Annotated in this window: 20 protein-coding genes; 9 read left to right on the top strand and 11 right to left on the bottom strand. The window is 70.8% G+C overall.

Annotated features, from left to right (window positions below):
* Positions 1-27: 27 nt before the first annotated feature.
* From GUI43_RS02155 to GUI43_RS02140, 4 genes are read left to right on the top strand one after another with little or no spacing between them, the layout of a single operon-like run.
* A complete protein-coding gene (locus GUI43_RS02155; RefSeq protein ID WP_112584468.1) occupies positions 28-1032 on the top strand; it encodes a multicopper oxidase domain-containing protein in 1005 nt (334 codons plus the stop codon).
* 23 nt (positions 1033-1055) lie between these two features.
* Positions 1056-4994, top strand: a complete 3939-nt coding sequence (locus GUI43_RS02150; protein ID WP_112697799.1) for a ThuA domain-containing protein — start codon at positions 1056-1058, stop codon at positions 4992-4994.
* An 8-nt stretch (positions 4995-5002) separates the two neighbouring features.
* Positions 5003-6532, top strand: a complete 1530-nt coding sequence (locus tag GUI43_RS02145) for an OmpL47-type beta-barrel domain-containing protein (protein ID WP_112697936.1) — start codon at positions 5003-5005, stop codon at positions 6530-6532.
* Between the two features lie 32 nt (positions 6533-6564).
* Positions 6565-7542 carry a hypothetical protein gene (locus GUI43_RS02140; protein ID WP_112697797.1) on the top strand — a complete coding sequence of 326 codons (978 nt, stop codon included), beginning with the start codon at positions 6565-6567 and terminating at the stop codon, positions 7540-7542.
* Between the two features lie 274 nt (positions 7543-7816).
* On the opposite strand, the gene GUI43_RS02135 is transcribed toward GUI43_RS02140, so the two are convergent.
* The gene (locus tag GUI43_RS02135; protein ID WP_146765844.1) at positions 7817-8938 is read right to left on the bottom strand and encodes a DUF1996 domain-containing protein; all 1122 of its coding nucleotides are present in this window, start codon (positions 8936-8938) and stop codon (positions 7817-7819) included.
* A 225-nt stretch (positions 8939-9163) separates the two neighbouring features.
* Positions 9164-9715, bottom strand: a complete 552-nt coding sequence (locus tag GUI43_RS02130) for a hypothetical protein (RefSeq protein WP_146754611.1) — start codon at positions 9713-9715, stop codon at positions 9164-9166.
* A 185-nt stretch (positions 9716-9900) separates the two neighbouring features.
* Between GUI43_RS02130 and GUI43_RS02125 the strand changes: the two genes are divergently transcribed.
* From GUI43_RS02125 to GUI43_RS02115, 3 genes are all read left to right on the top strand, one after another.
* Complete coding sequence (locus GUI43_RS02125) at positions 9901-11151, top strand: L,D-transpeptidase (protein WP_211326629.1); 1251 nt, start codon at positions 9901-9903, stop codon at positions 11149-11151.
* Positions 11152-11208: 57 nt separating this feature from the next.
* Positions 11209-11661 carry an Rv0361 family membrane protein gene (locus GUI43_RS02120; protein WP_112697789.1) on the top strand — a complete coding sequence of 151 codons (453 nt, stop codon included), beginning with the start codon at positions 11209-11211 and terminating at the stop codon, positions 11659-11661.
* A gap of 108 nt (positions 11662-11769) precedes the next feature.
* Complete coding sequence (locus GUI43_RS02115; protein WP_112584475.1) at positions 11770-12153, top strand: MerR family transcriptional regulator; 384 nt, start codon at positions 11770-11772, stop codon at positions 12151-12153.
* Positions 12154-12237: 84 nt separating this feature from the next.
* Here the strand turns inward: GUI43_RS02115 and GUI43_RS02110 are convergent, their stop codons facing one another.
* Complete coding sequence (locus GUI43_RS02110; RefSeq protein WP_112697787.1) at positions 12238-13347, bottom strand: ROK family protein; 1110 nt, start codon at positions 13345-13347, stop codon at positions 12238-12240.
* Positions 13348-13388: 41 nt separating this feature from the next.
* Here GUI43_RS02110 and GUI43_RS02105 point away from each other — a divergent pair, with 41 nt between their 5' ends.
* Positions 13389-14609 carry an MFS transporter gene (locus GUI43_RS02105; RefSeq protein ID WP_112602586.1) on the top strand — a complete coding sequence of 407 codons (1221 nt, stop codon included), beginning with the start codon at positions 13389-13391 and terminating at the stop codon, positions 14607-14609.
* A 64-nt stretch (positions 14610-14673) separates the two neighbouring features.
* Here the strand turns inward: GUI43_RS02105 and GUI43_RS02100 are convergent, their stop codons facing one another.
* Together GUI43_RS02100 and GUI43_RS02095 are read right to left on the bottom strand one after the other, a co-directional pair.
* Positions 14674-16002, bottom strand: a complete 1329-nt coding sequence (locus GUI43_RS02100; protein ID WP_112584478.1) for an alpha/beta fold hydrolase — start codon at positions 16000-16002, stop codon at positions 14674-14676.
* Positions 16003-16088: 86 nt separating this feature from the next.
* Complete coding sequence (locus GUI43_RS02095; RefSeq protein WP_112697935.1) at positions 16089-17465, bottom strand: serine hydrolase domain-containing protein; 1377 nt, start codon at positions 17463-17465, stop codon at positions 16089-16091.
* 235 nt (positions 17466-17700) lie between these two features.
* Here GUI43_RS02095 and GUI43_RS02090 point away from each other — a divergent pair, with 235 nt between their 5' ends.
* The gene (locus GUI43_RS02090) at positions 17701-19077 is read left to right on the top strand and encodes an FAD-dependent oxidoreductase (RefSeq protein WP_211326628.1); all 1377 of its coding nucleotides are present in this window, start codon (positions 17701-17703) and stop codon (positions 19075-19077) included.
* A gap of 45 nt (positions 19078-19122) precedes the next feature.
* On the opposite strand, the gene GUI43_RS02085 is transcribed toward GUI43_RS02090, so the two are convergent.
* The 6 genes from GUI43_RS02085 to GUI43_RS02060 form a co-directional block, all read right to left on the bottom strand.
* Positions 19123-19599, bottom strand: a complete 477-nt coding sequence (locus GUI43_RS02085; protein ID WP_112584538.1) for a heme-degrading domain-containing protein — start codon at positions 19597-19599, stop codon at positions 19123-19125.
* A gap of 47 nt (positions 19600-19646) precedes the next feature.
* Positions 19647-21107: an SDR family NAD(P)-dependent oxidoreductase gene (locus GUI43_RS02080; protein WP_091406888.1), complete on the bottom strand. Its 1461-nt coding sequence runs from the start codon at positions 21105-21107 to the stop codon at positions 19647-19649.
* A 131-nt stretch (positions 21108-21238) separates the two neighbouring features.
* Entirely contained in the window at positions 21239-22144 is a 906-nt protein-coding gene (locus GUI43_RS02075; protein WP_112697783.1) for a siderophore-interacting protein, read from the bottom strand.
* A 27-nt stretch (positions 22145-22171) separates the two neighbouring features.
* Positions 22172-24271 carry an iron ABC transporter permease gene (locus tag GUI43_RS02070; protein WP_112697934.1) on the bottom strand — a complete coding sequence of 700 codons (2100 nt, stop codon included), beginning with the start codon at positions 24269-24271 and terminating at the stop codon, positions 22172-22174.
* 5 nt (positions 24272-24276) lie between these two features.
* Entirely contained in the window at positions 24277-25260 is a 984-nt protein-coding gene (locus GUI43_RS02065) for an ABC transporter substrate-binding protein (protein ID WP_112697781.1), read from the bottom strand.
* A 32-nt stretch (positions 25261-25292) separates the two neighbouring features.
* Positions 25293-26126: an ABC transporter ATP-binding protein gene (locus tag GUI43_RS02060; RefSeq protein ID WP_112584481.1), complete on the bottom strand. Its 834-nt coding sequence runs from the start codon at positions 26124-26126 to the stop codon at positions 25293-25295.
* Positions 26127-26151: the final 25 nt, after the last annotated feature.

Raw genomic sequence — 26151 nt, 5'->3', positions numbered from 1 at the left:
TCTTCGCCCGGTCGGGAACGGAGACCCATGGACGATCACGCTGGTGGCCCTCACCGCCACCTGTCCCGCAGATCGCTGATCGCCACCGGCGCGCTCGCCGCCGGGGCGTTGGGCGCGTCCGCCCCAACGATCGGCACCGCGTTCGGTGGCAGCCCCGCCCGGGCCGCCGCCGGTGTCACCAAGAAGATCACCATCTACGCCGAGCAGTTGCCCGGCAACCTGTTCGGGTACGGCCTGGCGCCCGGTCAGGCCACCGTTCCGGGCCCGATCCTGGAGATGTACGAGGGTGACACGCTGGAGATCACCCTCGTCAACACCACCAACCAGCGGCTGTCCATCCATCCGCACGGGGTGGACTACAGCACCGAGTCCGACGGCAGTCCGTTCAACGCCTCGTTCAACAACCCGGGTGAGACGCGGACGTACGTCTGGCGCTCCCACGAGATGGTCGCCGCGGCCGGCCGGCGGTACATGCCGGGCAGCGCCGGCTACTGGCACTACCACGATCACGCGATGGGTACCGACCACGGCACCGGCGGTGTCGCGAAAGGACTGTACGGAGCGCTGATCGTCCGGCGGCGTGGCGACACCCTGCCGTCGAAGCAGTTCACGGCCGTGTTCCACGACATGATGATCAACAACAAGATGGCTCCGGCGACCCCGATGTTCGAGGCGAACCTGGGCGAGCGTGTCGAGTGGATCGCCATCGGCCACGGCAACCTGTTCCACACCTTCCACCTGCACGCGCATCGCTGGGCGGACAACCGCACCGGGATGTTGGAGGGGCCGAGCGACCCGAGCCTGGTGGTCGACAACAAGGACCTCAACCCCGGCAGCTCGTTCGGTTTCCAGGTGCTGGCCGGGGAGGGCGTCGGACCCGGCGCGTGGATGTACCACTGCCACGTGCAGACGCACTCCGACGGCGGCATGGCCGGGATCTTCCTGGTGCGCAACGCCGACGGCAGCATGCCGCCGGGTGCCGAGGAGGCGATCCACCGGTTCCAGGGCCACACCCACACGCACGGAAGCTGACCGAACCGAAAGTGGGGACGGGCATGACCAGAAAACTACGACGAACCCTTGCCGCGGTAGCGGCCTTGGCGACACTGCTCCCGGCAACGACGGCGGCCGCGGCCGCACCACGAACGGCGGCCGCCCCGCAGGCGGCGGTGCCGCAGCAGACCGCGGTCCTGGTATTCCACGGCCCGGTGGCCGAGCAGCAGGACCCGGTTTCTCGCGCGGTGGACACCATCAAACAGCTTGGTGCCGTTCATGACATCGATGTCACGGCCACCACGGACCCGGGCGCCTTCACCGCGGCCGGGCTGTCCGCGTACCGCAGCGTGGTCTTTCTCTCCGCGACGGGCGCCGCGCTGAACCGCGACCAGGAGTCAGCGCTCCAGAACTACGTCAAGGCCGGCGGCGGTTTCGTCGGCATCGCCGACGCCGCCCGAGCCCAGGTCGACTCGACCTGGTTCACCGGGCTGATCGGCACCCGCCCGGCCGGCGCCATCCCGGTCGCCGAGCCGGTGACCCGGGTGACCGCCAGCGGCGAGAACCCGCCCAACGAGACCAAGGAGAAGCTGACCGACGGCGACGCCAACACGAAGTGGCTGGTCCGCACCCCGACCGCCTGGGTGGCGTACGAGTTGAGCGCACCGAAGAAGATCACCGGGTACGCGCTCACGTCGGCCAACGACTCCTCCGGTCGGGACCCGAAGGACTGGACCCTGCAGGGCTCCACTGACGGTCAGAGCTGGACCGACCTGGACCGCCGCACCGGGCAGACCTTCCCGGACCGGTACCAGACCCGGCGGTTCGACATCGCCGCGCCGCAGGAGTTCACGCGCTACCGGCTGAACGTCACAGCGAACAGCGGTGAACCGCTGGTCCAACTCGCCGATCTGCGCCTGTTCACCGGCAGCACCACCGCCCCGGAGCCGCCCGCGGTGAACCGCGCGGTGGTGAACATCCTGGACCGCAAGCACCCGGCCACCGCGTCGCTGCCGATGACCATCACCCGGTCCGACCGCTGGGAGAACTGGGACCCGAACCCGATCGGCACCGTGCACACCCTCGCCCAGGTCGAGGAGCGGCACTACAACCCGGGGGCGGCCGCCAACGGCGCCTTCCACCCGGTGTCCTGGTGCCGGGACTACGACGGCGGCCGGTCGTTCTACACCGGCATGGGCCACACCGAGGGCAGCTACGGCGAGGAGGCGTTCCGCACGCACCTCGCCGGCGCTCTCAACTGGACCACCGGTCGGGTACGCGGCGACTGCCAGGCCACCATCGCCGCTAACTACAAGGTGGAGCGACTCACCGCAGCCAACCAGACCGGGCAGCTGGACCAGATCGGCGAGCCGCACGGGCTCACCATCGCGCCGGACGGCACTGTCTTCTACGTCGGCAAGGCGGCCTGCCCGAGCGGCCCGATCGCGGACTGGAGCAACCCGAAGGTCGGCCTGGGCTGCGGCACCATCCACTCCTGGGACCCGCGCACCAAGCAGGTCAAGCTGCTCACCACCCTTGAGGTGATGGGCAACCGGGGCAGCGGCTCCGAGTTGGTCAAGAACGAGGAGGGTCTGCTCGGCATCGTGCCCGACCCCGCGTTCGCCGAAAACGGCTGGCTCTACGTCTACTGGATGCCGCACGACTCGGTCGACCGGGTGAAGCGGGTCGGTCAGCGGACCGTCTCGCGGTTCACCTACGACCGTCAGGCGCAGACCATCGACCAGGCCACCCGCAAGGACCTGCTGCAGTTCCCGGTGCAGATCCACAGCTGCTGCCACGCCGGCGGCGGCATGGCGTTCGACGCCAAGGGCAACCTCTACGTCGGCTCCGGCGACAACAACTCCTCGGAGGGGTCGCAGGGCTACGCCGGCAACAACTGGACCCAGGAGTACCAGGGGATCTCGTTCCAGGACGCCCGCCGCACGTCGGGTAACACCAACGACCTCGCCGGCAAGATCATCCGGATTCACCCGGAGCCGGACGGCACGTACACCATCCCGGAGGGCAACCTGTTCCCACCGGGCACCGAGAAGGCCCGACCGGAGATCTACGTGATGGGCGTGCGCAACATCGCCCGCCTTCAGATCGACCCGGTGCACCAGTGGCTGACCGCCGGCTGGGTCGGCCCGGACGCCTCGTCGCCCAGCCCCACCCTGGGCCCGGCGAAGTACGAGACGGCCACCATCATCACCTCCGCCGGTAACCAGGGCTGGCCGTACTGCATGGGCAACCGGCAGCCGTACCGCGACCGCAGCAACACCGACGCGACAGTGCTGACCGGCTGGTACGACTGCGACAACCTGAAAAACGAGTCGCCGCGCAACACCGGACTGGTGGACGTCCCGGCGGCCCGGGACAACATGATCTGGTATTCGCCCGACGGCGGCGGCCCGGTGTTCCCGAAGCGGACCGACGGCAGCGGCCTGCCGACCTACGTGGCGGCCGACGCCACCTACACGCAGCCGTACCTGCGCGGCGGCGGGCAGGCCATCATGTCCGGCCCGACGTACCACCGCAGCCTCGTCGACACCGCCAGCGGCGTGGCGTGGCCGGAGCACTGGGACGGCAAGTGGTTCATCGGCGACCAGTCGAACGCCGCCAACCGGGTCGCGGTCACCGTCGACCCGGCCGGCGTGCCGCAGGCCGCCCCACCGGTGTACGCCGAGTCACTGCGGGCCATCATCCCCGGTGGCAACGGCGACAACCGGTTGCAGAGCTGGATGGACGCGAAGTTCGGCCCGGACGGCGCGCTCTATCTGCTGGACTACGGCGGCGGCTTCTTCAGCCTGCACGCGAACCAGAAGCTGATCCGGATCACCTACACCGGAGGGGCGCCCACCCCGGCGCCGGCGGCGACCTCGGTCGCCGTGCAGAACAAGCCGCTGACCATCGCCTTCACCGGTTCCCGCTCCGGCGGCGTCAGCCACCGCTGGGAGTTCGGCGACGGCGCCACGTCGACCGAGGCGGACCCCCGGCACACGTACGCCACTGTCGGCACCTACACGGCGAAGCTCACCGTCACGTACGCCGACGGTCAGACCGCGACGGTGCAGACCACTGTGACTGTGGGCTGCGCGGTACCCGACGACAGGTCGACGGTGTGGCTCGGCGACACCGACACCGGGGTGCCCAGTCGCACTGTCGGGCAGGGTTGCACGGCCAACGACCTGATCGACGACGAGAGCACCTGGACCGACCACAACGGTTTCGTCCGGCACGTCACCGCGGTGGCCCGCTCGTTGCAGGACGACGACCTGCTCAGCACCCGCGAAGCGGGCACCCTCACCCGCCTGGCCGCCGCGTCGGAGATCGGCCGGGACGGGCACACCGGGTACGAGCCGCTCTTCGACGGCACCGCCGAGTCGCTGCGCGGCTGGCAGCAGGCACCGTCGGGACAGTTCGGCATCCAACCGGACGGGTCGCTGCGCTCCAGCGGCGGCCTGGGCATGCTCTGGCACACCAAGGAGCTGGGCGACTTCTCGCTGAAGTTGCAGTTCCGGGACATCGCGCCGGGCACCGGCCGGGCCAACACCGGAGTCTTCATCCGGTTCCCGGATCTGCGAACGCCCCTCGACCAGCGGCCACCGGACAGCTGCGGCACGGTCGGGTCGGCGCGGACCTCGCCGGCCTGGATGGCGATCTACTGCGGACACGAGATCCAGATCTACGACGGTGACACCGGTGAGCCGCAGAAGACCGGCTCGGTCTACAACTTCGACCCGGTGCCGCTGGCCCAGGCCGGCGTGACGCCGAAGAACGAGTGGAACGACTACGAGATCCGCGCCGTCGGGCAGCACTACACGATGATCCGCAACGGCGTGGTGATCAACGAGTTCGACAACACGCCGGGCAAGCAGTCGTCGCGCGCCGGCGACCCGCCGACCGACCTGCGGCAGTTCCTGCGCGGCTTCATCGGCCTGCAGAACCACGGTGACAACGACCTGACCGAGTTCCGCAACATTCGTGCGCGGGAACTCTAGGAGTGACGATGACCCGACGACTGACGGCCGCGCTGGCGGCGCTCCTGCTCACGGTGATCCCGTTGGCAGTGGCGCCCGCCTCCGCCGCCCCGCGTGTCGCCGCCGACCAGGTGCTGACCTGGACCGCCGACGACAGCATCACCCAGTACAAGTCCGCGCCCACCACGGCGGTGGCCGGAGCGACCACGATCATCTGGGAGAACAGCGCGGCCACCGGAAACACCACCGGGATGCCGCACACCCTGACCTTCGACACCAGCACCGAGGGCTACAACCACGACGTCACAGTCAACATCCTGGCCAGCCCGTTCGACGCCAACGACGGCCGCCACCAGGCGACCGTGACGCTGACCCCGGGGCGGTACCGGTACTTCTGCTCGATCCCCGGCCACAGCTCGATGGTCGGTGAGCTGGTGGTCACCGACGGCGGTGGCGGCGGTGACACCACCGCGCCGACAGTGACCGCCGCGGTCTCCGGCGACCAGGACCAGGACGGCAACTACCTCGGCGCGGCCACGGTGACCGTGACGGCCACCGACGCCGACTCGGGGGTCCAGACCGTCGAGTACCAGGTCGACGACACCAGCTTCCTGCCGTACACCGAGCCGGTGCGAGTGACCGCGATCGGTGACCACGCGGTGCAGTTCCGCGCCACCGACCAGGCCGGCAACACCAGCGCAGTCGGCTCGGTGGCGTTCCGGATCGTCGAGCCGGGGGAGGAGGACACCACCGCGCCGGTGGTGGCGGTCGCGCTGGCCGGCGACCGCGACGGCGACGGCAACTACATCGGTACGGCCACCGCCACGTTGACCGCCACCGACAGCGGATCCGGCGTCGCCACCATCGAGTACGCCCTCGACGGGGCGGCCTTCACCGCGTACACGAACCCGATCGTGGTGAACGCGGCCGGGATGCACATGCTGCACTACCGGGCCACTGACGTCGCCGGCAACACGTCGGCGGAGCAGATGTCCCACTTCACAGTCGTCGAGCCGCAGGCCGAGGACACCACCCCACCCACTGTCGCCGCCACGGTGGCCGGTGACCGCAACGACGACGGCGGGTACGTCGGCGGCGCGACCGTCACCGTCACGGCCACCGACGCCGAGTCGGGCGTGGCGAAGATCGAGTACGCGCTCGACACCGGAGGCTGGACGGCGTACACCGCTCCGGTCGCCGTCCGCGCACCCGGCGCGCACACAGTGCGGTACCGGGCGACCGACACGGCGGGGAACTCCTCCACCGAGCAGTCGACGTCGTTCACCGTGGTGGTCGACGGCACCGACCGCTGCCCCGACTCGGACACCCGGGCCACCGTGGTCATCGACGGGGGCGACACCGGTGTGGCCAACGTGGACACCGGCGACGGCTGCACCATCAACGATCTGATCGACGAACACGCCGACTACCCCGGCCACGCCGAATTCGTCCGACACGTCGAAGCGGTCACCGCCGCTCTCGTGACCGGCGGCACGCTCGACCGGCGGCAGCAGGGCGCCATCGTCCGGGCCGCGGCCCGATCGGACGTCGGCGCATGAGTCCTCGAATCTCACCGACAGGGAGTACCACGATGCCCGGACGAACCGTCGCCAAGCTCGCCACCGTGAGCGCCGTCATCGCGGCCTCGGTGCTGGCCGTGGCGCCCACCGCACACGCCGACCTGGTCACCCACTGCATCGGCACCGGCGGCGCGGTGACAGTGCCCAACGACCTGCTCGTACCCGCCGGCGAATCCTGCGCGCTCACCGGCACCACGATCACCGGCAACGTCACCGTCGCGGCCGGCGGCAACCTGGTGGTGACCGGTGGCCGGGTCAGCGGTGAGGTACGCGTCGCCGCCGACGGGTACCTCGACGCCACCGAGACGGCAGTCGACGGCCAGGTGGTGCTCGCGGCCGGGGGGTACGGCATCTTCCTCAAGGATGCCCGCACCGGCACCGTCACCGTACGGCCGAAGGGCTCCACGACCATCGACAGCTTCCTGTTCGCCGAGGCGTCGACGGTCACCGGGCACGTCAACGTCGGTGCCGGCGAGGTCCGGCTCGACCGGGGCACCCAGGTGCAGCGCAACCTCAGCAGCACCGGCACCTACTACACCGACCTGCACGACTCGTTCGTCGACGGCACGCTGTCGGTGCTCAACAGCGCCACCGGCAGCGTGGTGTGTGGCAGTGCGGTCCAGGGCCGGGCCACCTTCGCCGGCAACCTGGGCGGTGTGCAGCTCGGCCCGAACGGCACCCTCGACAGCTGCGCCTCCGGCGGTTACTGGGGTGGGGACGTGAGCGTCACCAGCACCACCGGTGGCGTCACCGTCGACGACAACATCATCAACGGTCAGTTGGCGGTGACGTCCAACGACCCGGCCGCCCAGGTGGCCGCGAACAACCGGATCCGTGGCGGGGTGACCGGTGACCAGGCGGCACCTGCCACCAACCGTGCGGCCCGGGTGGCCGGCCCGGATCGGGAGGACGCCGGTGACGAGCGGGCCGAGGTCCGCCGTACCTCGGCGGTGCAGGAGGCCACCGAGGCGGGCGCCGCCCGGCTCTAGACGAGCAAGTACCAACCGTGGCTGGGGCGGTGGGCGCGCAGCCGGCGGTCGGCGGTGACCGTCGGTCACCTCCGTCGGGGCGGATGCGGCAGTGAGGGGTATACCTCAGGGTCATATTCATACCTCTGAGGTATACCGCTCACCAGCACATCGACAGGGCAGGCTAGCCAAAGCGCCCGCCGTCAGCCCCAGAGTCAGTACGAGTACGAGGCACACGCGACAGCGGCCGGTCGTCCCCAGGGGGTGACCGGCCGCCGCCGTCGTACCGCGTCGACTAGAAGTTACCGGCCGAGTTGCACTTGACGCCCTGGTCGAGGCAGTTGCGCACCCGTGCGGCGAGCGCCTCGTCCTTCCACGCGTTGAAGAAGTCCGCGTGCATCGAGAACGATGTGCCGGACGCGAGGGTGATGCCGTCCGTGTTCGCGCTCAACGGGTACGAGATCACGAAGGACACCGACGGGACGGGCACCGGGTGGCTCTTCGGGCAGGCCCCGGTGTGGTCCCCGTTGGCCATGTGCGCCTTGTGGTCGGGGCTGTCCAGGTGCTTGCCGTCCCAGCAGTCCGGGAAGGTGATCTGCCGGACGATGTTCGCGGTCTTGGCGCAGACCGGGAACGTCTTGTCGGCGCTGCGGCCGATCTCGCCGCCGATGCCGGCGCACCAGAAATGGTTGCCCTGCTTGTCCGGGGTGTCGACCTGGTTCTTGGCGTTACCCGTGATCATTCGCAGGCCGAACGGGAAGGGCTGGGTCCTGCTCGGGTCCTTCAGGCGGGAGCCGTAGTAGACGGTCACCTCCTTCGGGTCCACGACCTTGCCGTTCTGGTACATCGTCGGCACCCAGTAGGCGGACTGGTCGTCCGGCGAGTTGCAGGTTGTCGCCTTGGACGCCCGCAGCGACTCGGCGGTCGAGTTGGCGTCGGTCGACCTGTTGCCCCAGAACGTGTGGTTGTGTGAGCCGCCCACCAGCTTCGGCAGCACGATCGGATCGTCGCTGTTGTGGTGGCTGGTCGTACAGCCGACGTTGAATTCGGGCACCTTGACGGGATTGCCGGTCACCGGCTTGGGCTTGCGCGCGAAGAACGCCTTCGTCGCGGCGGCCTGCGCGGCGGCGTCGATGGTGATCCAGCCACCGGATGCGCTGGTCGCCGGCGTTCCGGGCTTGCCCGGCGCGGACGGGGTCGCCGAGGTGCCCGGGGCGCTCGGGGTGGCCGACGGGTCGCCCGGGGCGGCGGGCGTCGGCGCATCCGGGCCGGACGAGCCGATGCCGGTGTCGCTGGACGGGCCGGACCCGCCGGGAGTGCCCGGCGCCTCCTTGCAGCCGCCAGCGAGCGCCACGCTCACCAGCAGCAGGGCGGTGACGGAACGGCGGTGTCGAGGGGTGGATCGAAGATTTATCAATGGGGGGCGCACCTTTCTTCCGAGCACGAAGAATACGAGTCGGCCCCCTGCTCGTTTCCAGGTGAAACGATTAATTCTCCCTTAAATATCGCTCTGCGATTGCCTGGTCGGCTGTGCGGAGCCGCCGTGGTGTCGGATCAATCTCAATTTTTTGATTTTTCTTCAAAAACTGTAATCGGCGACTGTGGCGCCACTCCACTTTCTTGAGTGGTCGGCCGTGTCGGGTCAGCAGCGGTCGCGTGCCTTGCGCAGGAAGGTCTCCCGCGACACGACCTTCGTCGAGTTGTGTTCGCGCGGCGCCAACACCTGATCCGGGCCGATCCGTGGCAGGTCCGCGAGGGTGAAGTCCACCGAGAGGGCCTCGCTGCGGCTTGACCCGTCGAGGGTGTAGGTGACCCCGGCCCGAAATTCGGTGAGCAGCTCGACGTCCACCTCGGTCGCAGAGCTGTCGACAGCGTCGGCGACCTCCCAACCCTCTGGCGGCTGACCCAACAGCGCCACCTCGACGACCTCGCTCGCGGGCGGGCCGCCGATGCGCCACCTGATCAGGGATCGTTTGCCCGGTTCACCCTTATGGTCGTTCTCGAACACACGGATATTGGCGTCACGGTCGTCGCAGGTGACCAGTACGCCGACCGGCCGGCCGTCCTGGACGGCGAGAGCGACAATCGGCTGCTCCGCAGGCGAGCAGGCGGTCAGGATAAGGAGGGGGAGCGGGAGCAGAATCCATGGACGTCGTCTTCCGCGCATGTTGGCAGCATTCCACGGCGGCATCACGCTTCGATGCCCCGAGGATCACGAAAGGGAAGCGCAACCGAGGGCCCGGACCGCGTGCCGTGCCGTACGTTCCCACCTTCGCTGCGTGATTTCCGAAAACGGCGCAGGGCACCGCGGACGCGGAGAGAATTGCCGCCACGGAGCACGCGGAAGCCGGGGGACGTTCGATGGGTTTACGAAGGCGTATGGCGCTCGTTGCGGTGACCGTCGCGGCGACACCGCTGGTCCTCGGTGGGTGCACCACCGAGCGAAAGGCCGCCGTGCGTCAGGCCGAGCAGGTGGTGCCCTCGCCCGAACTGACCCTCACGCCCGCCGATCTCTCCCGGGACGTGCCGCTCAGCGCCGAGGTGGTTCCGCTCGTCACGGGCGGGAAGATCACCACCGTGCGCATCGTCGACGACGCGGGCGCGCTGGTCCGGGCGGAGCCACGCGCGGACGGCTCGGCCTGGGTGCCGACCACTCCGTTGCGGCCGCAGCACACCTACACCGCGTCGGTGACCGCCACCGGCGACTCCGGGCGGACCACCACCCGCACCACCACCTTCACCACCGCGGCGGCGTCGACGAAGCCGCAGGTGAGCAGCACCCTGTACTTCGCCGACAAGCAGACGTACGGCACGGCCATGCCGGTGACCATCGGCTTCGATCCGCCCATCGCCAGGGCGGCCCGCGCCGACGTGCAGCGTCGGTTGTTCGTCACCACGAAGCCGGCCCAGCCGGGCGCCTGGTCCTGGGTGGACGACGGCAGCCAGGTCTACTACCGGGCTCCCGACTTCTGGCGGCCTGGCACGACCATCAGCGTCCGGGCCGGCCTGGAGGGCCTGCCCATCGGCAAGAACCACATCGGTGACGCCGACCGCACCGCGACGTCCCGGATCGGACGGCAGGTGGCGCTCGAAGTCGACAACGCCACCAAGCAGATGCGCGTGCTGCGCGACGGCAAGCTGATCCGCAGGATCCCGGTCAGCCTCGGCAAGCGCAGCACCCCCACGTCCAGCGGCAAGATGGTGATCATGGAGAAGCACCAGTACACCACGTTCGACACGCGGGGCGAGCCGAACGGCGGCTACGTGGTGAACGTCAAGGACGCGCAACGGCTCACCTGGGGCGGCGAGTTCATCCACGGGGCACCCTGGTCGGTGTCGGATCAGGGACACCGCAACGTCTCGCACGGCTGCACGAACATCTCGGCGGCCAACGCCGACTGGTTGATGGGCGTCACCCAGGTCGGTGACCTGGTCACCTTCACCGGCACCGAGGTCCGGCTCCAGCCGGGCAACGGCTGGACGGCCTGGAACACCAGTTGGGGCCAGTTCGTCAAGGGCAGCGCGCTGCCCGTACCCGCGGATCTGCGACCGGCCCCGGCCCCGACGCCGCCCGCGCGTGCGGTCGCCGGTGGCGTGCCGACGCCGGGGCCGTCCGCCTCCGGAGGCTGAACCACCGGCTGCCCGGCGGGCTCTCGCCGCTGGCCCGGCAGCCCTACCCTCCGGGCCATGACGTACGAGCCGATGATGGTTCCCGCCCCGAGGCCCAACCAGACACTTCGTACGGTCCTGATCGTCGTCGGCGCCCTACTGGCCTTGTGCTGCGTGGTCGGCACCTGCGTCGGCCTCTGGCTCTACCGCTCGGTCAAGGACACCGTCGAACCGGTCCGGGGGGCGGCGACTGCCTACCTCGACGACGTGCAGGCCGGCAACTACGCGGGCGCGTACGGGCGGCTGTGCGACCGGGTGCGCGACACCATGCCGCAGGAGGACTTCGCCCGGATCCAGAGTGCGCAGTTGAAGATCAGCAGTTACGAGATCACCGGCGTGAACGTCAACAACTACAACGGGCGGGTCACCGGGACCGTCCAGGTCGAGGCGGTCCAGGCGGCCACCGGTGCGAGGTTCACGCAGGGGGTCGCGCTGATCAAGGAGGACGGCGACTGGCGCGTCTGTCAGTGAGTCACCGCGCCGCGCTGCAGGAGAGTCGGTATGCGAGCTACGGTAAAACCTGACGTTCACGTGAGGGACATGGCTGTGTGACCGGCGTCACCGGCCGGGGGAGGGTCGATGCGGATCGGGGAACTCGCCACGAAGACCGGGGTGTCGGTACGAGCCCTGCGCTACTACGAGGAGCAGGGCCTCCTTTCTGCCGCACGGAGCAGTGGCGGCCAGCGGCACTACCTCGACGACGCGGTCGACCGGGTGTATCTGATCCAGATGCTGTACGCCGCCGGCCTGTCCAGCCGAACCATCCTGGACCTGCTGCCCTGCGTCGACGCGAAGGTCAACACACCGCAGTCGCGGGCCATGCTCCGCGCCGAACGCGACCGCATCGATCGGCAGATCACTCAACTCCGGCAGGCGCGCAAGCGGCTCGACGAGGTCATCGCGCTCAGCGAGAGCCCGACAAACGGTTGCACCCGAACGGACACCGACGCCGTGGTGGCGTAGCGACGCAGTCCGGTCGCCGGCTTCTGACCTCGCGGCGATCGGTGGCAGCAGCTCAGCAGGGCGGCGCTCGGCGTGTCGAGCTGCTCAACTGCCAACGATCAAGGGATGGGCCAGCTCCGGGATGCCGTAGTGCTGGTCGAGGACCTGCATCGCCGCGCCCGCGGCGATCACGTCCGCGCCGAGGCTGGACAGAGCCACAGTGGTGCTGAGCCAGTCCGCGCGCCGGGCATCCGCCCCGACGGCCTCGGTGACCGCCGCGAGATAGGTCTGCGAGTGTCGGAGGAGGTCCGCGCCGGCCAGCACCACGTGGGCGAGGTCGAGGGTCTGGAGCAGGTTGACGACGCCGACGGCCAGCACGCGGGCGGCGTGTGCGATGTCTCCGGCCTCGGCGGCCCGGTGGTGCACGATCTCCAGGCACCCGTGCCGGCCACAGACGCAGCGGGGCCCGGTCAGGTCGACCACCGTGTGGCCGAACTCGCCCGCGTTGGTGTGCGCCCCCCGGTGGGCCGCGCCGCCCAGCCAGAAGCCGCCGCCGATGCCGGACTCGACCATGATGAGGGCCGCGTCGCCGAACGTCGCGCCGTGCCGCCAGGCCTCAGCCGTGATCCCCGCGGTGACGTCCTTGTCCAGGTGGACGGGGAGGCCGAGGTGCTTTTCGGCGATCTCGCGCAGCGGTACGTCGTGCCAGTGCCGCAGGCCGTGGGCGTCCCGGACCAGGCCGTTGGCGTGGTCGAGTGGGCCGATCATGCCGATGCCCAGCCCGGTGAGCCGGCTGCGCAGGTCGCCGATGCCGGCCATCGTGTCGATGCCGACGCTCAGGGCGTCGAGGAGCTGCTCCGGGGTGAAGTCGCGGGGCAGTGGGCTGACCGCCGAGTGGTGCACGGTGCCGGCCAGGTCGACCAGGACGAGCCGCAGCGTGCGTCGGGCCACGTGGGCGCCGATCGCGTACCGGCTGTCCGGGACGAGTGCGTAGACGACAGCGGGCTTGCCGATGCCCGGGCGCCGGACGCCGGCGGGGCGGATCAGGCCGTCGGCGATCAGCCGGGCGATGACCTTGGAGACCGCCTGTGGTGTCAGGCCGGTGGCCTCGACCACTGTCGAGCGCTCGAACGTGCGAGCCGTGCGCCCCACCGCCATAACCAGCGCCTGGTTGTAGCCGCGGAGGAAGGTGACGTCGGCAGTGACGCGAGTCATCTCACCACCCTATTACGCAACGCTGTTGCTAAATTTTTTCGGTGATCGAGTTGAGTAGAGGTCGACGGTTGGCGGCGCTGGCCGCCCTGGCACTGGGCGGCGTCGCGGTCGGCCTGACCGAGTTCGTGGCGATGGGGCTGCTGCCCGACATCGCCCGCGGTCTGCTCCCGCACGAGTACGCGCAGTCGTCGTCGGACGCCGTCGCCCGGGCGGGCTGGATGATCACCGCGTACGCGCTCGGCGTGGTCGTCGGCGCGCCGCTGATCGCCGCGTTGAGCGCGCGCCTGCCCCGCAAGAAGCTCGTCCTCGGGCTGCTCGTGCTGTTCGCTGTCGGCACTGTCGCGTCCGCGCTCGCGCCCACCTTCGACCTGGTGCTGGTGGCCCGGTTCGCGGCGGCGCTGCCGCACGGCGCGTACTTCGGTGCGGCGGGTCTGCTCGCGGCGACCCTGATGGGCCCCGGTAACGAGGCCCGTGGTTTCGCCACAGTGCTCGGCGGTCTGACAGTGAGCAACCTGGTCGGCGTACCCCTCATCACGCGGCTCGGGCAGGCCGTCGACTGGCGGGTCGCGTACCTGGTCATCGCCGGCTTCTTCGTGCTCACCCTGCTGGCGGTGCTGGCGGTCGTGCCGGAGGTCGCCGCGGCGGTCGACGGCTCGCCGGCCACCGAGTTGCGGGCGCTGCGGACCTCGCAGGTCTGGCTGGTCGCCGCGACCGGCGCGGTCGGTTTCGCCGGCTTCTTCGCGGTGAACACCTACATCGCTCCGGTCACCACCGACGTCACCGGCCTCTCCGCCGCGACGGTGCCGTGGGCATTGGTCGCGGTGGGTCTCGGGATGACCGTCGGCAACGCCCTGGGCGGCTGGCTGGCGGACCGTGACCTCCACCGGAGCATGGTCATCGGTTTCGTGGCGATGATCGTGAGCATCGCCGTGTTCAGTCTCGTGGCGTCGTCCCGCGTCGGTCTGTTCGTGGGCGCGTTCCTGGTCGGTGCCACCAGCCTGTATCTCGGTCCGGTCCTGCAGGCGCGCCTGATCACCGTCGCTCCGGGAGCGCAACTGATGGGCGCGGCGCTCAACCAGTCGGCCATGAACATCGCGAACAGCCTGGGTGCCGCGCTGGGCAGCGTCGCCATCGCCGCCGGCCTCGGTTACCTCGCGCCGGCCCGGGTGGGCGTCGCGCTGGCGATCGTCGGGTTGATCCTGGGGTTGGTCAGCTTCGCCGTCGGGCGACGAGTGCGCGAACGGGTCCCGGCCACCGTCTGACGAGCGCGGGCGGGGCCCGGCCACCGTCTCGACCTGAGGTGGCCGGGCCGTGCGCGAGACGCGGTCAGAAGTCGTCCACGCTGACCGTCACCCGGTCGGTGCTCGACCTCCAGTTGGGCACGTTGATCACCTCGTAGCCGCCGCCGCGTTGGCCCACGGTGATCCGTACCAGGCCGAGGTGTGCCGGCGTCGCCGGAACGAAGACGTCCATGCCGGTGATGAAGGTCTGGCTGAAGAACTCCGGCAACGGGGCCGTCAGGTCGGTGACGCCGTCGCTGCCGTCGTCGAAGGCGAAGATGCCGATCGTCCGCTTGGCGCGGGGTGTGTTCGCCGCGTTCAGGACATCCCTGCCGTTGATCCAGAGGTGGTCGCCGGCGTCGCCCTGGTCGCCCCACCACTCCTTCTGCCGTTGGATCGTGAGCGCTGTGTGCCGGTCGCTGGTCTCGACCAGGCCGCTGAGGCCCTCGCCCGGCTCGCTGGTCGCCAGGCGCACCAACGAATCCGAGCGGAGAAACGGCTGAAAGTAGAAGTGGTGCGTCGCGGCGCCCGGGCGCACGATGGCGAACTCGTAGCGAGCCGTGGCGAGCACCGGGAGAGGGCCGAACGAGCCGTCGCCGCCGAGTGACAGCCGATGCGCGGGCCGGTGCGACAGTCGGCCGCCGGTCAGCGGGCTGACCGGGTAGACCTCAAGAGTCGCACCGGTGACACCGACGTTGCTCGGGAAGAGCACGGCACGGCCGGAGACGCGGGCGGCACCGAAGAGTTGCGGCACGATCCGCGTCGTGTGGGGCGCGCGGCCCCGGAGGAAGCCGAAGATCTCGGTGAACGACTCCGCCGATGACACGGTCTGGGTGTGCGACTGGTCCGGCAGGTGCACGTTGGTCGCGCCGACGACGGCGCGGGCCGGGTCACCCTCGCCCCAGATGGCGAGCGTGGGCACACCACCCGGCGGGGAGGTCGCGGGCCGCCCGTCCAGGTTGACGTAGTGCGCGACCCGGGCGGCACGCTCCGGCGAGCTGTTGAGATAGGCCTGCGAGACGAAAGTGCCCAGTGAGTGCGCGACGAGGTCGACCCGGTCCGCGCCGGTGGCCGCCAGCAGGCGGGAGATCCGTGCGTCGAGTCCCGCGTACACCTGGGGCAGGATCGTCGCGACGTTCGGGGAGTCGTACTCGTGGGCTTCGATGATGTCGATCGGGTACCCGTTGCTGGCCAGCCGTTTGGCCTGGGTCTCGAACTGCGCCGCCGATCCCGCGCTGCCGTGTACGAAGATCACTGGACGGTACGTCGGTGTGGCGGCGGCTTCGGCGGCGCGTGGAACGGCGACGGCGGACAGGCTGGCCGCGAGGGCGACCCCGGCCAACACGGAGAGCAGGCTCCGGCGAGATGTGTGCATCGATCCTCCACCTGGACGGACGAAGTATTTGCACTACTAGCGCAAGTATCGTGTCAGGGTGGGGAGCGATGGTCCACACCTTCCGGTCAGTTGACCTTTGTGGCGAGCAGGTCGCCGACGGCGGCGCGGACCGGGTCGGGGTTCGACCAGCTCCAGTTGGGGTGCGCGCGGTTGGTGAGCAGCGCCAGGACGAGTTTGCGGTCGGGGGCGACCAGCAGCGAGGGGCCGGCGAATCCGGTGTGGCCGAAGGTCCGGGCCGAGGCGAGCTTCCCCATGAACCAGCTCTGGTCGAGGACGACGCCGAGGCCGTGCGCCGAGGTCCGATTGGGGCGCTCGGGGTCGATGGCGGGTTTGCCGGCGTTGTGGTTGGTGAGCATCCGGCGCACCGTCGCCGCGGCGAGGATCCGCTCGCCCCGGTGGGTGCCCTCGTTGAGGAGCAGCTGACCGATGGCGGCGAGATCGGTCGCGGAGGCGAAGATGCCGGCGTGGCCGGCGATGCCACCGAGGTGATTGGCGACGTCGTCGTGGACGACGCCACGGAGCAGCCCCCGGGACGAGCGGGCGTCGGTGGAGACCAGCCGGCTGGCCTTCGCGGCGGCCGACAGCCAGCCGTTCGGGTTGAAGCCGGTGTCGCGCAGGCCGAGCGGGTCGGTCAGATTGGTCTTGAGCGCCTGATCGAGCCGCTGGCCGGTGACCTTCTCGACGATCTTGCCGGCGACCATGAGCCCGACGCTGGAATAGCGGAACGTCTTCCCCGGCACGGCGCCGGAGACCAGCGGCGTGCCGAGCACGGCGTTCCAGCGGGCCGCGTTGTCGGGCAGGCCGGTGACCTTGGCGCCGACGGGAAGGCCGCTGGTGTGGGTGAGCAGCATCTCGACGGTGATCCGCTCCTTGCCCGCGCCGGTGAAGGCGGGCAGGTAGTCGCGCACCGGAGCGCCGAGGTCGACACGCCCCTTGTCGACCTGCTGCAACAGCAGGATGGCCGTGTACACCTTGCTGACCGAGGCGAGGTCGAAGATGGAGTCCCGGCGCATCGCGACGCGCTGGTTCGCCGCGAGCAGCTTCGGACCCGCCGAATAACGCAACGCCTCACCGACAGCGCTGTGCACCGTCACCTTCCCGCCCACCAGAACGAGAGCGACAGCACCGGGAAAACCCTTGTGTTGCACGGTCTGCGGGGTCGCGGGCAGGTGTCGCCGGAGCAGAGCGGTCACGTCCTGCGCGTAGCGGGCCTCACGAACCGGTGGGTTGCCGCCGACCGGCGCGTCCGGTGCCCTGAGCGGCGGCCCGGCGTCTCCCGCCGGACCAAATCCGGCCCGGCTGCCGGTGGCGCCCTTCCCGGTCGCGGCGTCGCCAGGGCCGTCCGAACCGGGGTTCGGCGCGCCGGTGGCACCGCAACCGGTAAGGGCGGAGGCCGCGGCGGCCAGGCCGGCCCCGAGCAGAGTTCGACGTGCAACGGACATGCCGGAGATCGTGACAGCCAGCCAGAGTACGCGCCACTGACCCGTCCGAACGTCGGACCCGTCCGGCCCGCCGGTCAACAGGCGGTCATCTGGCGGACACACGCGGTTGCCGTTCAGGTGGTTGTGCGACGATCGGCGGGCAAAACGTCGAACGACCGTCCACCGGTCTGTCCGCGCACGGTCGCGGACAGTAACCGGGGAGGGCACACACCCCGTTACCCCCTTGGAGAGCACGATGTCCCTCTCCCCGTCCCGGGTCTTCGCAGAGCTGAATGCGGCTCGACCCCCTGATCAGCCGTCCCCGACGATGGGCACGGCCGTCGTGGTCGGCGGCAGTGTCGCCGGTCTGCTGGCCGCCCGGGTGCTGTCCGACCACGCCGACACCGTCGTCATCATCGACCGGGACGACCCGCAGGTGACCGGCGCGCGGCCCGGCGTACCCCAGGGGACGCAGTTGCACGCGCTGCTGCCCGGCGGCCTCTTCCAGCTGGAGCGGCTGTTTCCCGGATTCCGCGACGAGGCACTGGCGCGCGGAGCGGTCGAGGCGCCGCCCGCGGCCCGGCGCAACTACCTCGACGGACGTCTGAAGGTCGTCGTCCCCGACGACGCCGACAGTCTGGCGGGCAGTCGGCCGCTGCTGGAGGGCCTGATCCGCCAGCAGGTGCTCCGACTGCCCAACGTCAAGACGATCACGGCTCGCGCCACCGGCCTCGTGTTCGACGGCTCCGCTGTCACCGGGGTCCGCTGTGAGGTCAGCGGGGTGCCCGGTGTCGAGCGCGGTGACCTCGTGGTGGATGCCATGGGGCGGTCCAGCAAACTGTCGGACTGGCTGGAGCAGGCCGACTGGGACCGGCCGGTCACCCGGCGGATGACAGTGCACCTCAACTACGCGACCGCCCTGTTCCGTCGCCCGGAGGTGACGCCGGACTCGACGGTCGTGCTGGCATTGAACACCGCCAGGGCGCAGGCGGACGTGGCCGGGGCTGCGTTCTTCGCCATCGAGGACGGCCGGTGGATGGCCATGATGGCCGGTTACGGCAAGGACCGCCCGGGGCGCACCGCCGACGACTTCGTCCGTCGCCTGCGCGAGCAGTTCCCACCGGAGTTCGGCGAGGTCGCCGACCAGGAGATGATCGGTGACGTCCAGACCTACCACCACGCCGACAGCCGACGACGGGACTTCCACGCGCTCAAGCGGTTCCCGGCCGGTCTGATCAGCGTCGGCGACGCCGTCGCGTCGTTCAACCCGGTGTACGGGCAGGGCATGACAGCGGCGGCCCTGCACGCGGCCTGCCTGTCGACGTACCTGCGGTCCGGTCCGGATCTGCGGGCGCCCGCGCGTCACTACCTCGCGCTCCAGAAGGTCGTGGTCGACGCCGCCTGGTCGCTCTCCACCTCGGCGGACCTGGCGTTGCCCCACGTCGACGGGCCCTACCCGCGCGGCTACCGGCTCTCCAGGTGGGCCAGTGGGCAGATCATCGCCGCGACCGTCACGGACGTGGCGACCGCGCGGCGGTTCAACGACGTGGTTTCCATGCGCGAGCACCCGCGCTCACTGGCCCGGCCCGGCGTGCTCCTGGGCGCCCTGCGGGCCAACCGGCGCACACACTGAGCGGGTGACCCGGCGGCCTCGGCAGGAGGCCGCCGGGACAGCCCATTACCGGGGGAGCTTGCGGAGGATGTCGACCACGAAACGGTGGTCGTCCAGCTGCGGCAGCCCGGAGACACCGACCCAGCCCACCACACCGGTGCCACGCACGCGCAGCGGCACCGCGCCCCCGGCCGCCGCGTACCGCGAGGCCGGCAGGCCGAACCTCTCTGCCAGCGTCACCTGCTTGTCCTGGCACAGCCGGGCCATGTAGAGCGAGGAGTGCTCGAACCGCATCACCACCCGCCCCTTGCGGCGCAGCCACGCGTCGTTGTCCGCCGTCGACCCCGGCAGGCCACAGTGGAACAGCTGCCGCCCGGCCCGCCACACGCCCACCGAGACCGGCAGCCGCTGCTCGGTCGCGGCGGTGACGGCGAGCATCCCCAGCTCGTACGCGTCGGTCTCGGACAGACCCGCGAGCTCCAGCTCGTTCTCCTCGCGCAGCAGCTCGTCCAGCGTCGGCCACGATTCACGGTCAGCTGACATGTTCTTCTCCTTTTGGTGCGGGCGATCGTCCTCGTCCTGCGGGGCGATCACCAGGCGCAGGGCGCGTAGTCCTTCAAAAAACAGCCGTACAGATCCTCGCCCTGCTCGCCGCGGACGATCGGGTCGTACACCCGGGCCGCTCCGTCGACCAGGTCCAGTGGGGCGTGGAAGCCCTCGTCGGCCAGCCGCATCTTCGTCGGGTGAGGGCGTTCGTCGGTGATCCAGCCGGTGTCGACGCTGGTCATCAGGATGCCGTCGGTCAACATCTCCTCGGCGCTGGTGCGGGTCAGCATGTTCAGCGCCGCCTTGGCCATGTTGGTGTGCGGGTGCCCCGGCCCCTTGTAACCGCGACCGAACTGGCCCTCCATCGCCGACACGTTCACCACGTACTTGCGGCGGGCCGACGCGGCGGCCATCACCGGACGCAACCGGCTGACCAGCACGAACGGCGCGGTGACGTTGCACAGCTGCACTTCGAGCAGCTCGACCGGGTCCACCTCCTGGACCCGCTGGACCCAGCTGTTGACCGAGTCGAGGTCGGGCACGAGACCTCCGGCGTCGATGGCCGTGGACGCCGCGATCCGTTCCGGCGAGGCCGATCCGCTGGTCAGTGCCAGCGCGGTGAGCGCGTGCGGGGTGAGCGCTGTCGACTGTGGCCCGGCGGTCAGGCTGCCCACCGGGCCGCCCTGCCCGTCCGGCTTGGCGAACGTGATCAGCTCCGGCAGCGGGCCGTCCGGCAGGGCCGCGGCCTCGGCGGCGATGAGCTGCGCGTACGCCCCGGGGGACCGGCGGACGGTCTGCGCCGCGTTGTTGATCAGGATGTCGAGGGGGCCCTGGCTGCTGACGTCGTCGGCGAGCGCGATCACCTGGGCGGGGTCGCGTAGGTCGATCCCGACGATGCGCAGACGGTGCAGCCAGTCCGCGCTGTCGGGCATCGCGGCGAAGCGGCGGACCGCGTCGTGCGGGAACCGGGTCGTCACCGTCGTGTGCGCGCCGTCGCGCAGCAGCCGCAGCGCGATGTACATGCCGATCTTGGCCCGGCCGCCGGTGAGCAGCGCACGCCGGCCGGTCAGGTCGGTGCGGGCGTCGCGGCGCTCCCGGTTCAGGGCGGCGCAGGACGGGCAGAGCTGGTGGTAGAAGGCGTCCACCTCGCGGTAGCGCTGCTTGCAGACGTAGCAGCCGCGCGGGTTGTGCAGGAAGCCGGCCGTCTCGCCCGCGACGGAGGACGCGAGCGGAATGCCCTGTGTCTCGTCGTCGATCCGCCCCGGAGCGCCGGTGGCGGTGGCCTCCGTCACCGCGCGGTCGGCGGCGAGGATGGCGTCCCGCCGCTCCTCCCGCCGCCGCTGCTTGATCACCTTGTAGAGCCGGGCGGTGGCCCGCTGCACCTGCACCACGTCGGGGTGGTCGGAGGGCAGCGCCTCCAACGCCTCGAAGACGCTGAGGCAGGCCTCCAGCCGGCTTCGGTCAATACCCTCTTGACCGTTTTCGGTAATGTTGTCCACCGTCATGCGTCGTTGTCTCGTCCCGTATCCCGTGCCGGCTCCAGCCGACCCGCCCCAAGTCCGACCCGAAACGGTACGCGCCTCACGGCCTCCGACGCACCTCGCGGCCGCTCGGCGTGGTGCGCCTCGCGGCGCTGTCAGTCGGCGTCGGCGTGGCCGAGACGCCAGTAGCCCATGAAGGCCACCGCCCGCCGGTCCATACCCCGCTCGGCGACGAGGTGCCGGCGCAGGTTACGGATGACGCCGGCCTCCCCGGCCAGCCACGCGTAGAGCGGCGCCGAGGCCACCCGCTCGGGCACCTCCCACAGGATCTCGGTGTCCACGTCGACGTCCGGCACGGGTTGGGCGGCTGTCGACGCGCCGGGGGCCAGCAGTTCCCCGGCCGCCGCGACGACGGCGGGCACCAGCCGGCTGCCGTACCCGTCGGCACCCCGGGCCAGCCAGCGGACCTCGACGCCAGGCGGCGCGAGCAGCGGCAGCACGTCGGCGGCGTCGGGCACCTCCAGCACGACAGTGCCCCGGGTGTCGAGGGGGAGCTGCTCGCAGATGCTGCTGATCGCCGGCACGGCGGTCTCGTCCCCGGCCAGTAGCACCGTGCCGCCGGTGGGCTGTCGAAACTCGACCCCGCCGTGGTTGCCGTCGAAGCCGGCATCCGGCCCGACCAGGGCGATCTCGTCGCCGACGCTGGCCCGCCGAGCCCAGCGCGTCGCCGGGCCACTGTCGCCGTGCAGCACCAGGTCGACATCGACCTCGGCCAGGTGCGGCCGGACCGCCCGCACCGTGTAGGTGCGTATCGGGTTGCGCAGGTGCTCGGGCAGGGCCCGCCACGTCGCGTACCAGTCCGCGCCGTCCGGCAGGGTCGCCCGGTCCTGACCGGGCAGCGGCAGCGCCAGCTTGATCCGCTGGTCGTAACCGTTGTCGGCGAAGCGGTCCAGGTCCGCCCCGGTGAAGGTCACCCGGGTGAAGGACGGGCTCAGGCGACGTACCGCCCGGACGGTGACGGCGAACACGCGCCACGGGGCGATGGGCAGGGTCTCGGTCATGGTGCCTCTCTCGACTCGGGCTCGCGTCTACCGGGTGGTGCTCGCCACGGCGCGGGAGCGCCACAGCAGCCAGACGAAGTACGGGGTGCCGATCATGGCGGTGACCAGGCCGGCGGGGATCTGGGCCGGAGCGATGACCGTCCGACCGAGGGTGTCGGCGATGCTGACCAGCGCCGCGCCGAGCAGGGCGGCCACCGGGAGCACCCGGGAGTGCCGGCCGCCGACGAGCGCCCGCGCGGCGTGCGGGGCGACCAGACCGACGAAACCGATGACCCCGACGGCCGAGACGGCGGTGGAGGTGAGCAGCGCCGCCGCGCCGAGCGCGATCAACCGGGTGCGTTCCAGTCGGACGCCCAGCACCCGGGGGGTGTCGTCGTCCAGCGCCATCAGGTCGAGTTCCCGACGGGCGGCGACCACGGCCGGAGTGAGCACCAGCAGGGCGATCAGCACCGGCAGCACCTGGGTGGGCATCCGGCCGTAGGTGGAGCCGGACAGCCAGGTCAACGCCTTCCCGGTGTTCCAGGGGTCGAAGGCCACGACCAGGTAGGTGATGACCGCCATGCCGCCCTGCCAGGCGCCGAAGCCGATCAGCACAAGTCGGTCGGAGCTCAGTCCGCCGCGCCAGGCCAGGCCGTAGACCAGGGCGAACGCCAGCATCGCGCCGAGCCCGGCGACGCCGGAGACGGCCCACACCCCGGCCAGCGGCACGAAGGTGAGCAGGGAGACGGCGCCGAGCCCGGCGCCGGCGGTGATGCCGAGGATGCCCGGTTCGGCCAGCGGATTGCGGCAGACCGCCTGCACTGTGGTGCCGGCGACCGCGAGCGCCGCGCCGGCCAGGACCGCCGCGGCGACGCGCGGCCACCGCTGGTCCAGCACAAAGGTGTACGCGGGCCCGGTGGTGCCGTTGACCCAGTTGACGACGTCGCCGAGCAGCACCCAGGTGTCACCGGCGAGCATGCCGACCGCCACGGCGCAGACGGTCAGGACTGCGGTGACGGCGACGACGCCGCGGTGGAAGGCGGCGGAGCGGACAGCCGCGTGCCCTCCGGGCGGACGACGGGTGGGGCCGGCGTCGCGGTGCCGGCGGGCCAGCCAGATGAGGATCGCCGCGCCGAACAGGGTGGTGACCACGCCGGTGGGGATGTCGACCCCGGCCTGCCCGCCCATCACGGCCCGCAGCAGCACGTCGGAGCCGAGCACGATGATGACCCCGGCGATGCCGGACAACGGCAGCAGGATGCGGTGCCGGTGTACGCCCGGCACCACGGGGGCGAGCAGCCGGACGATCACCGGGGCGCACAGGCCGACGAAGCCGACCGGACCGGTGAGGGTGACGGCCGCGGCGGAGAGCAGCACGGCCAGCACCATGACGGTGAGCCGGGTGCGCCGCACGTCGAGGCCGAGCACTGTGGCGGTGTCGTCGCCGAGGGCGAGGATGTCGAGGCGGTGCCCGAGCAGCACGAGCACGATGGTGGCGCCGACGATCACCGGGGCGAGTTGGGTCAGCGCGGTCAGGTCGCTCTGCACCAGCGAGCCGTTCCCCCAGGCGAACAGCCCGATGGTGGCCTGCTCGAAAAGGAGCAGCAGCAGTGTGGTCACCGACCCGAGAGCCAGCGCGGTCGCCGAGCCGGCGAGGATCAGCCGGGTGGTGCCGGCCTGCCCACCGGAGGACATCGCCATCACCAGGCCGGCGGCGGCCAGCCCGCCGCAGAAGGCGAGGCCGCCGGCGGGCAGCGCGGGCAGTGAGACGCCGAACGCGGCGACGGCGACGATCGCCAGGTGGGCGCCCGCGTTGACCGCGAGGGTGTCGGGGGAGGCGAGCGGGTTGCGGGCGATCGACTGCAACGCCGCCCCGGCGAACCCGAGCGCCACGCCGATGGCGAGCCCGGCGAGCAGCCGGGGCAGCCGCGACGCGATCAGGACGCGGGCCGCCTCGTCGTCCGCGCCGATCGCGAGCCGCAGCAGGTCGAGGGCGCCGACGTTCGAGGTGCCCTGGGTGAGGTGCACCGCGCCGACCACGAGCAGCAGCAGGGTCGCGGCGACGAAGACGACGGCGACGCGGGGCACGGCCTGGTGTCCGCCCGGAGCCGGCCGGGTGGCCGGCGCCGGGCGTGGGGGCGCGTTCAGCACGCTCACACCGTGTACGTCTTGACGAGTTCGTCGATGTACTGCTTGCCGGAGAGAGGACCGCCGAAGGTCCAGATGCCGTTGGGCATCTTGTGCAGGTTGCCCTTCTGCACGAAGGGCAGCGACTTCCAGATGGCGTTGCCGGCGAGACCGTCGGCGAACACGTCGTCGCCGTCGGAGGCGTTGTAGAAGAGGTGCATGTTCGGGTCCTTGAGGACCGTCATGCCCTCGACGTCGGTCTGGCCCAGGCCCCACACCTCATCGGTCTTGCCGGTCCAGGCGTTGGTGAGGCCGAGTTGGATGCCGATCTGGGAGACCAGCGCGCCAGTGCCGAACATCCGGATGCTGACGGTGCTGCCCTCCTTCCAGCCGTCGGCGATGGCGAACGGACGGCCGGCGGCACCCGCGTCGGCGATTCTCTTCTTGCCGTCGGCGATGGCCGCGTCGAAGTCGGTGAGCAGCTTCTCCGCCTCGGTGGTCTTGCCGACCGCCTTCGCGATCATGTTGAGGTCGGTGCGCATCCGGCCGAGGTTGTCGGTGGCGTCACTGCCCTTGGCGACCACCACGGGCACGAACTTCTCCAGCTGACTGACCATGTTGGCGCCCCGGTCGTCCTCCATCACGACGAGGTCGGGCTGGAGGGCGACGATCGCGTCGACGCTGGGCTCGCCGCGGACCCCGACGTCCTTGACGCCCGGGTCGAGCTTCGCGGAGGTGACCCAGGTGCCGTAACCCTTGGGGTCGGCGACACCGACGGGCATGACGCCCAGGCTGACCAGCAGCTCGACCTCGCCCCACTCGAGCCCGACGACCTTCGTCGCCGGCGCCTTGAGGGTGATCTCCTTGCCCCGGCTGTCGGTGACGGTGACCGGGCCGCCGGCCGCCGAGGCGGAGGTGTCGGGGGCCGCGGCGTTCTCGGTGGTGCCGCAGGCGCCGAGTGTCAGCGCGGCCACGACGGCGATGAGGGCGGTGAAACGGGTACGGGTCATGACGGTCTTTCTCTGCTGTGGATGGGGGTGGTTCAGACCAGGGCGCGGATCTGGTGCCGCCCGACCGGGCGGGTGGTGACCAGTCCGCTGACCGGATCGGTGGTCACCTCGATGCGGATCCCGTAGGTCTCGGTGAGGGCGTTCTCGGTGAACACCGTTGCCGGGGTGCCGGTGGCGCGGACCCGGCCCTGCTGCAACAGGACCACCTCGTCGGCCACGGCGGCTGCCTGGTTGAGGTCGTGCAACACGACGCCGACGGCGACGCCGTGATCGTCCGCGAGGTCACGGACCAGGTCGAGGATCTCCACCTGGTAGCGCAGGTCGAGGAACGTGGTGGGTTCGTCGAGGAGCAGAACCGGGGTGTCCTGGGCGAGGCAGGTGGCCAACCAGACCCGCTGCAACTCGCCTCCGGAGAGTTCGTCGACGGGACGGTCGGCCATCGCGGCGACGCCGGTGACGTCCATGGCGCGTGCGATGGCGCCGGGACCGTCCGGGTCCTCGGTGCGCCAGCGTCCCCGGTAGGGGTGGCGGCCGTAGCCGACGACGTCGCGGACGGTGACTCCGCTGGGCACCGGCCGGCTCTGGGCGAGCAGGGTGACCCGCCGGGCGAACTCCCGGGCCGCGAGGCTGGCGGCCGTGACGCCGTCGGCGAGGTGCACGATTCCGGCCTCGATCGGGTGCAGCCGGGCCAGGGCCCGCAGCAGGGTGGACTTGCCGCTGCCGTTGGGCCCCACCAGTGCGGTCACGGCACCCGCGCGCAGGTTGATCACGGCACCGTGCACCACCGGCACACCGTGATAGCCCAGACGGAGGTCGACGCCGGACAGGCTGCGTTCCCCGTTGACCGACGCCAACTCGTTCTGCATGAGGTTAGGCTAACCTAACCAAACG

The organism is Micromonospora noduli, from assembly GCF_003264365.1.
GTDB classification, from domain to species: Bacteria; Actinomycetota; Actinomycetes; order Mycobacteriales; family Micromonosporaceae; genus Micromonospora; species Micromonospora noduli.
Note: the sequence above shows the minus strand (reverse complement) of the source record. Positions and strands in the feature narration are given on the sequence as shown.

Coding starts and splice junctions, on each gene's coding strand:
- GUI43_RS02065 (WP_112697781.1), bottom strand. CDS start 25,260: ATGACCCGTACCCGTTTCACCGCCCTCATCGCCGTCGTGGCCGCGCTG.
- GUI43_RS02125 (WP_211326629.1), top strand. CDS start 9,901: ATGGCGCTCGTTGCGGTGACCGTCGCGGCGACACCGCTGGTCCTCGGT.
- GUI43_RS02100 (WP_112584478.1), bottom strand. CDS start 16,002: ATGCACACATCTCGCCGGAGCCTGCTCTCCGTGTTGGCCGGGGTCGCC.
- GUI43_RS02095 (WP_112697935.1), bottom strand. CDS start 17,465: ATGTCCGTTGCACGTCGAACTCTGCTCGGGGCCGGCCTGGCCGCCGCG.
- GUI43_RS02145 (WP_112697936.1), top strand. CDS start 5,003: ATGACCCGACGACTGACGGCCGCGCTGGCGGCGCTCCTGCTCACGGTG.
- GUI43_RS02155 (WP_112584468.1), top strand. CDS start 28: ATGGACGATCACGCTGGTGGCCCTCACCGCCACCTGTCCCGCAGATCG.
- GUI43_RS02085 (WP_112584538.1), bottom strand. CDS start 19,599: ATGTCAGCTGACCGTGAATCGTGGCCGACGCTGGACGAGCTGCTGCGC.
- GUI43_RS02150 (WP_112697799.1), top strand. CDS start 1,056: ATGACCAGAAAACTACGACGAACCCTTGCCGCGGTAGCGGCCTTGGCG.
- GUI43_RS02090 (WP_211326628.1), top strand. CDS start 17,701: ATGTCCCTCTCCCCGTCCCGGGTCTTCGCAGAGCTGAATGCGGCTCGA.
- GUI43_RS02120 (WP_112697789.1), top strand. CDS start 11,209: ATGACGTACGAGCCGATGATGGTTCCCGCCCCGAGGCCCAACCAGACA.
- GUI43_RS02115 (WP_112584475.1), top strand. CDS start 11,770: ATGCGGATCGGGGAACTCGCCACGAAGACCGGGGTGTCGGTACGAGCC.
- GUI43_RS02080 (WP_091406888.1), bottom strand. CDS start 21,107: ATGACGGTGGACAACATTACCGAAAACGGTCAAGAGGGTATTGACCGA.
- GUI43_RS02110 (WP_112697787.1), bottom strand. CDS start 13,347: ATGACTCGCGTCACTGCCGACGTCACCTTCCTCCGCGGCTACAACCAG.
- GUI43_RS02140 (WP_112697797.1), top strand. CDS start 6,565: ATGCCCGGACGAACCGTCGCCAAGCTCGCCACCGTGAGCGCCGTCATC.
- GUI43_RS02060 (WP_112584481.1), bottom strand. CDS start 26,126: ATGCAGAACGAGTTGGCGTCGGTCAACGGGGAACGCAGCCTGTCCGGC.
- GUI43_RS02075 (WP_112697783.1), bottom strand. CDS start 22,144: ATGACCGAGACCCTGCCCATCGCCCCGTGGCGCGTGTTCGCCGTCACC.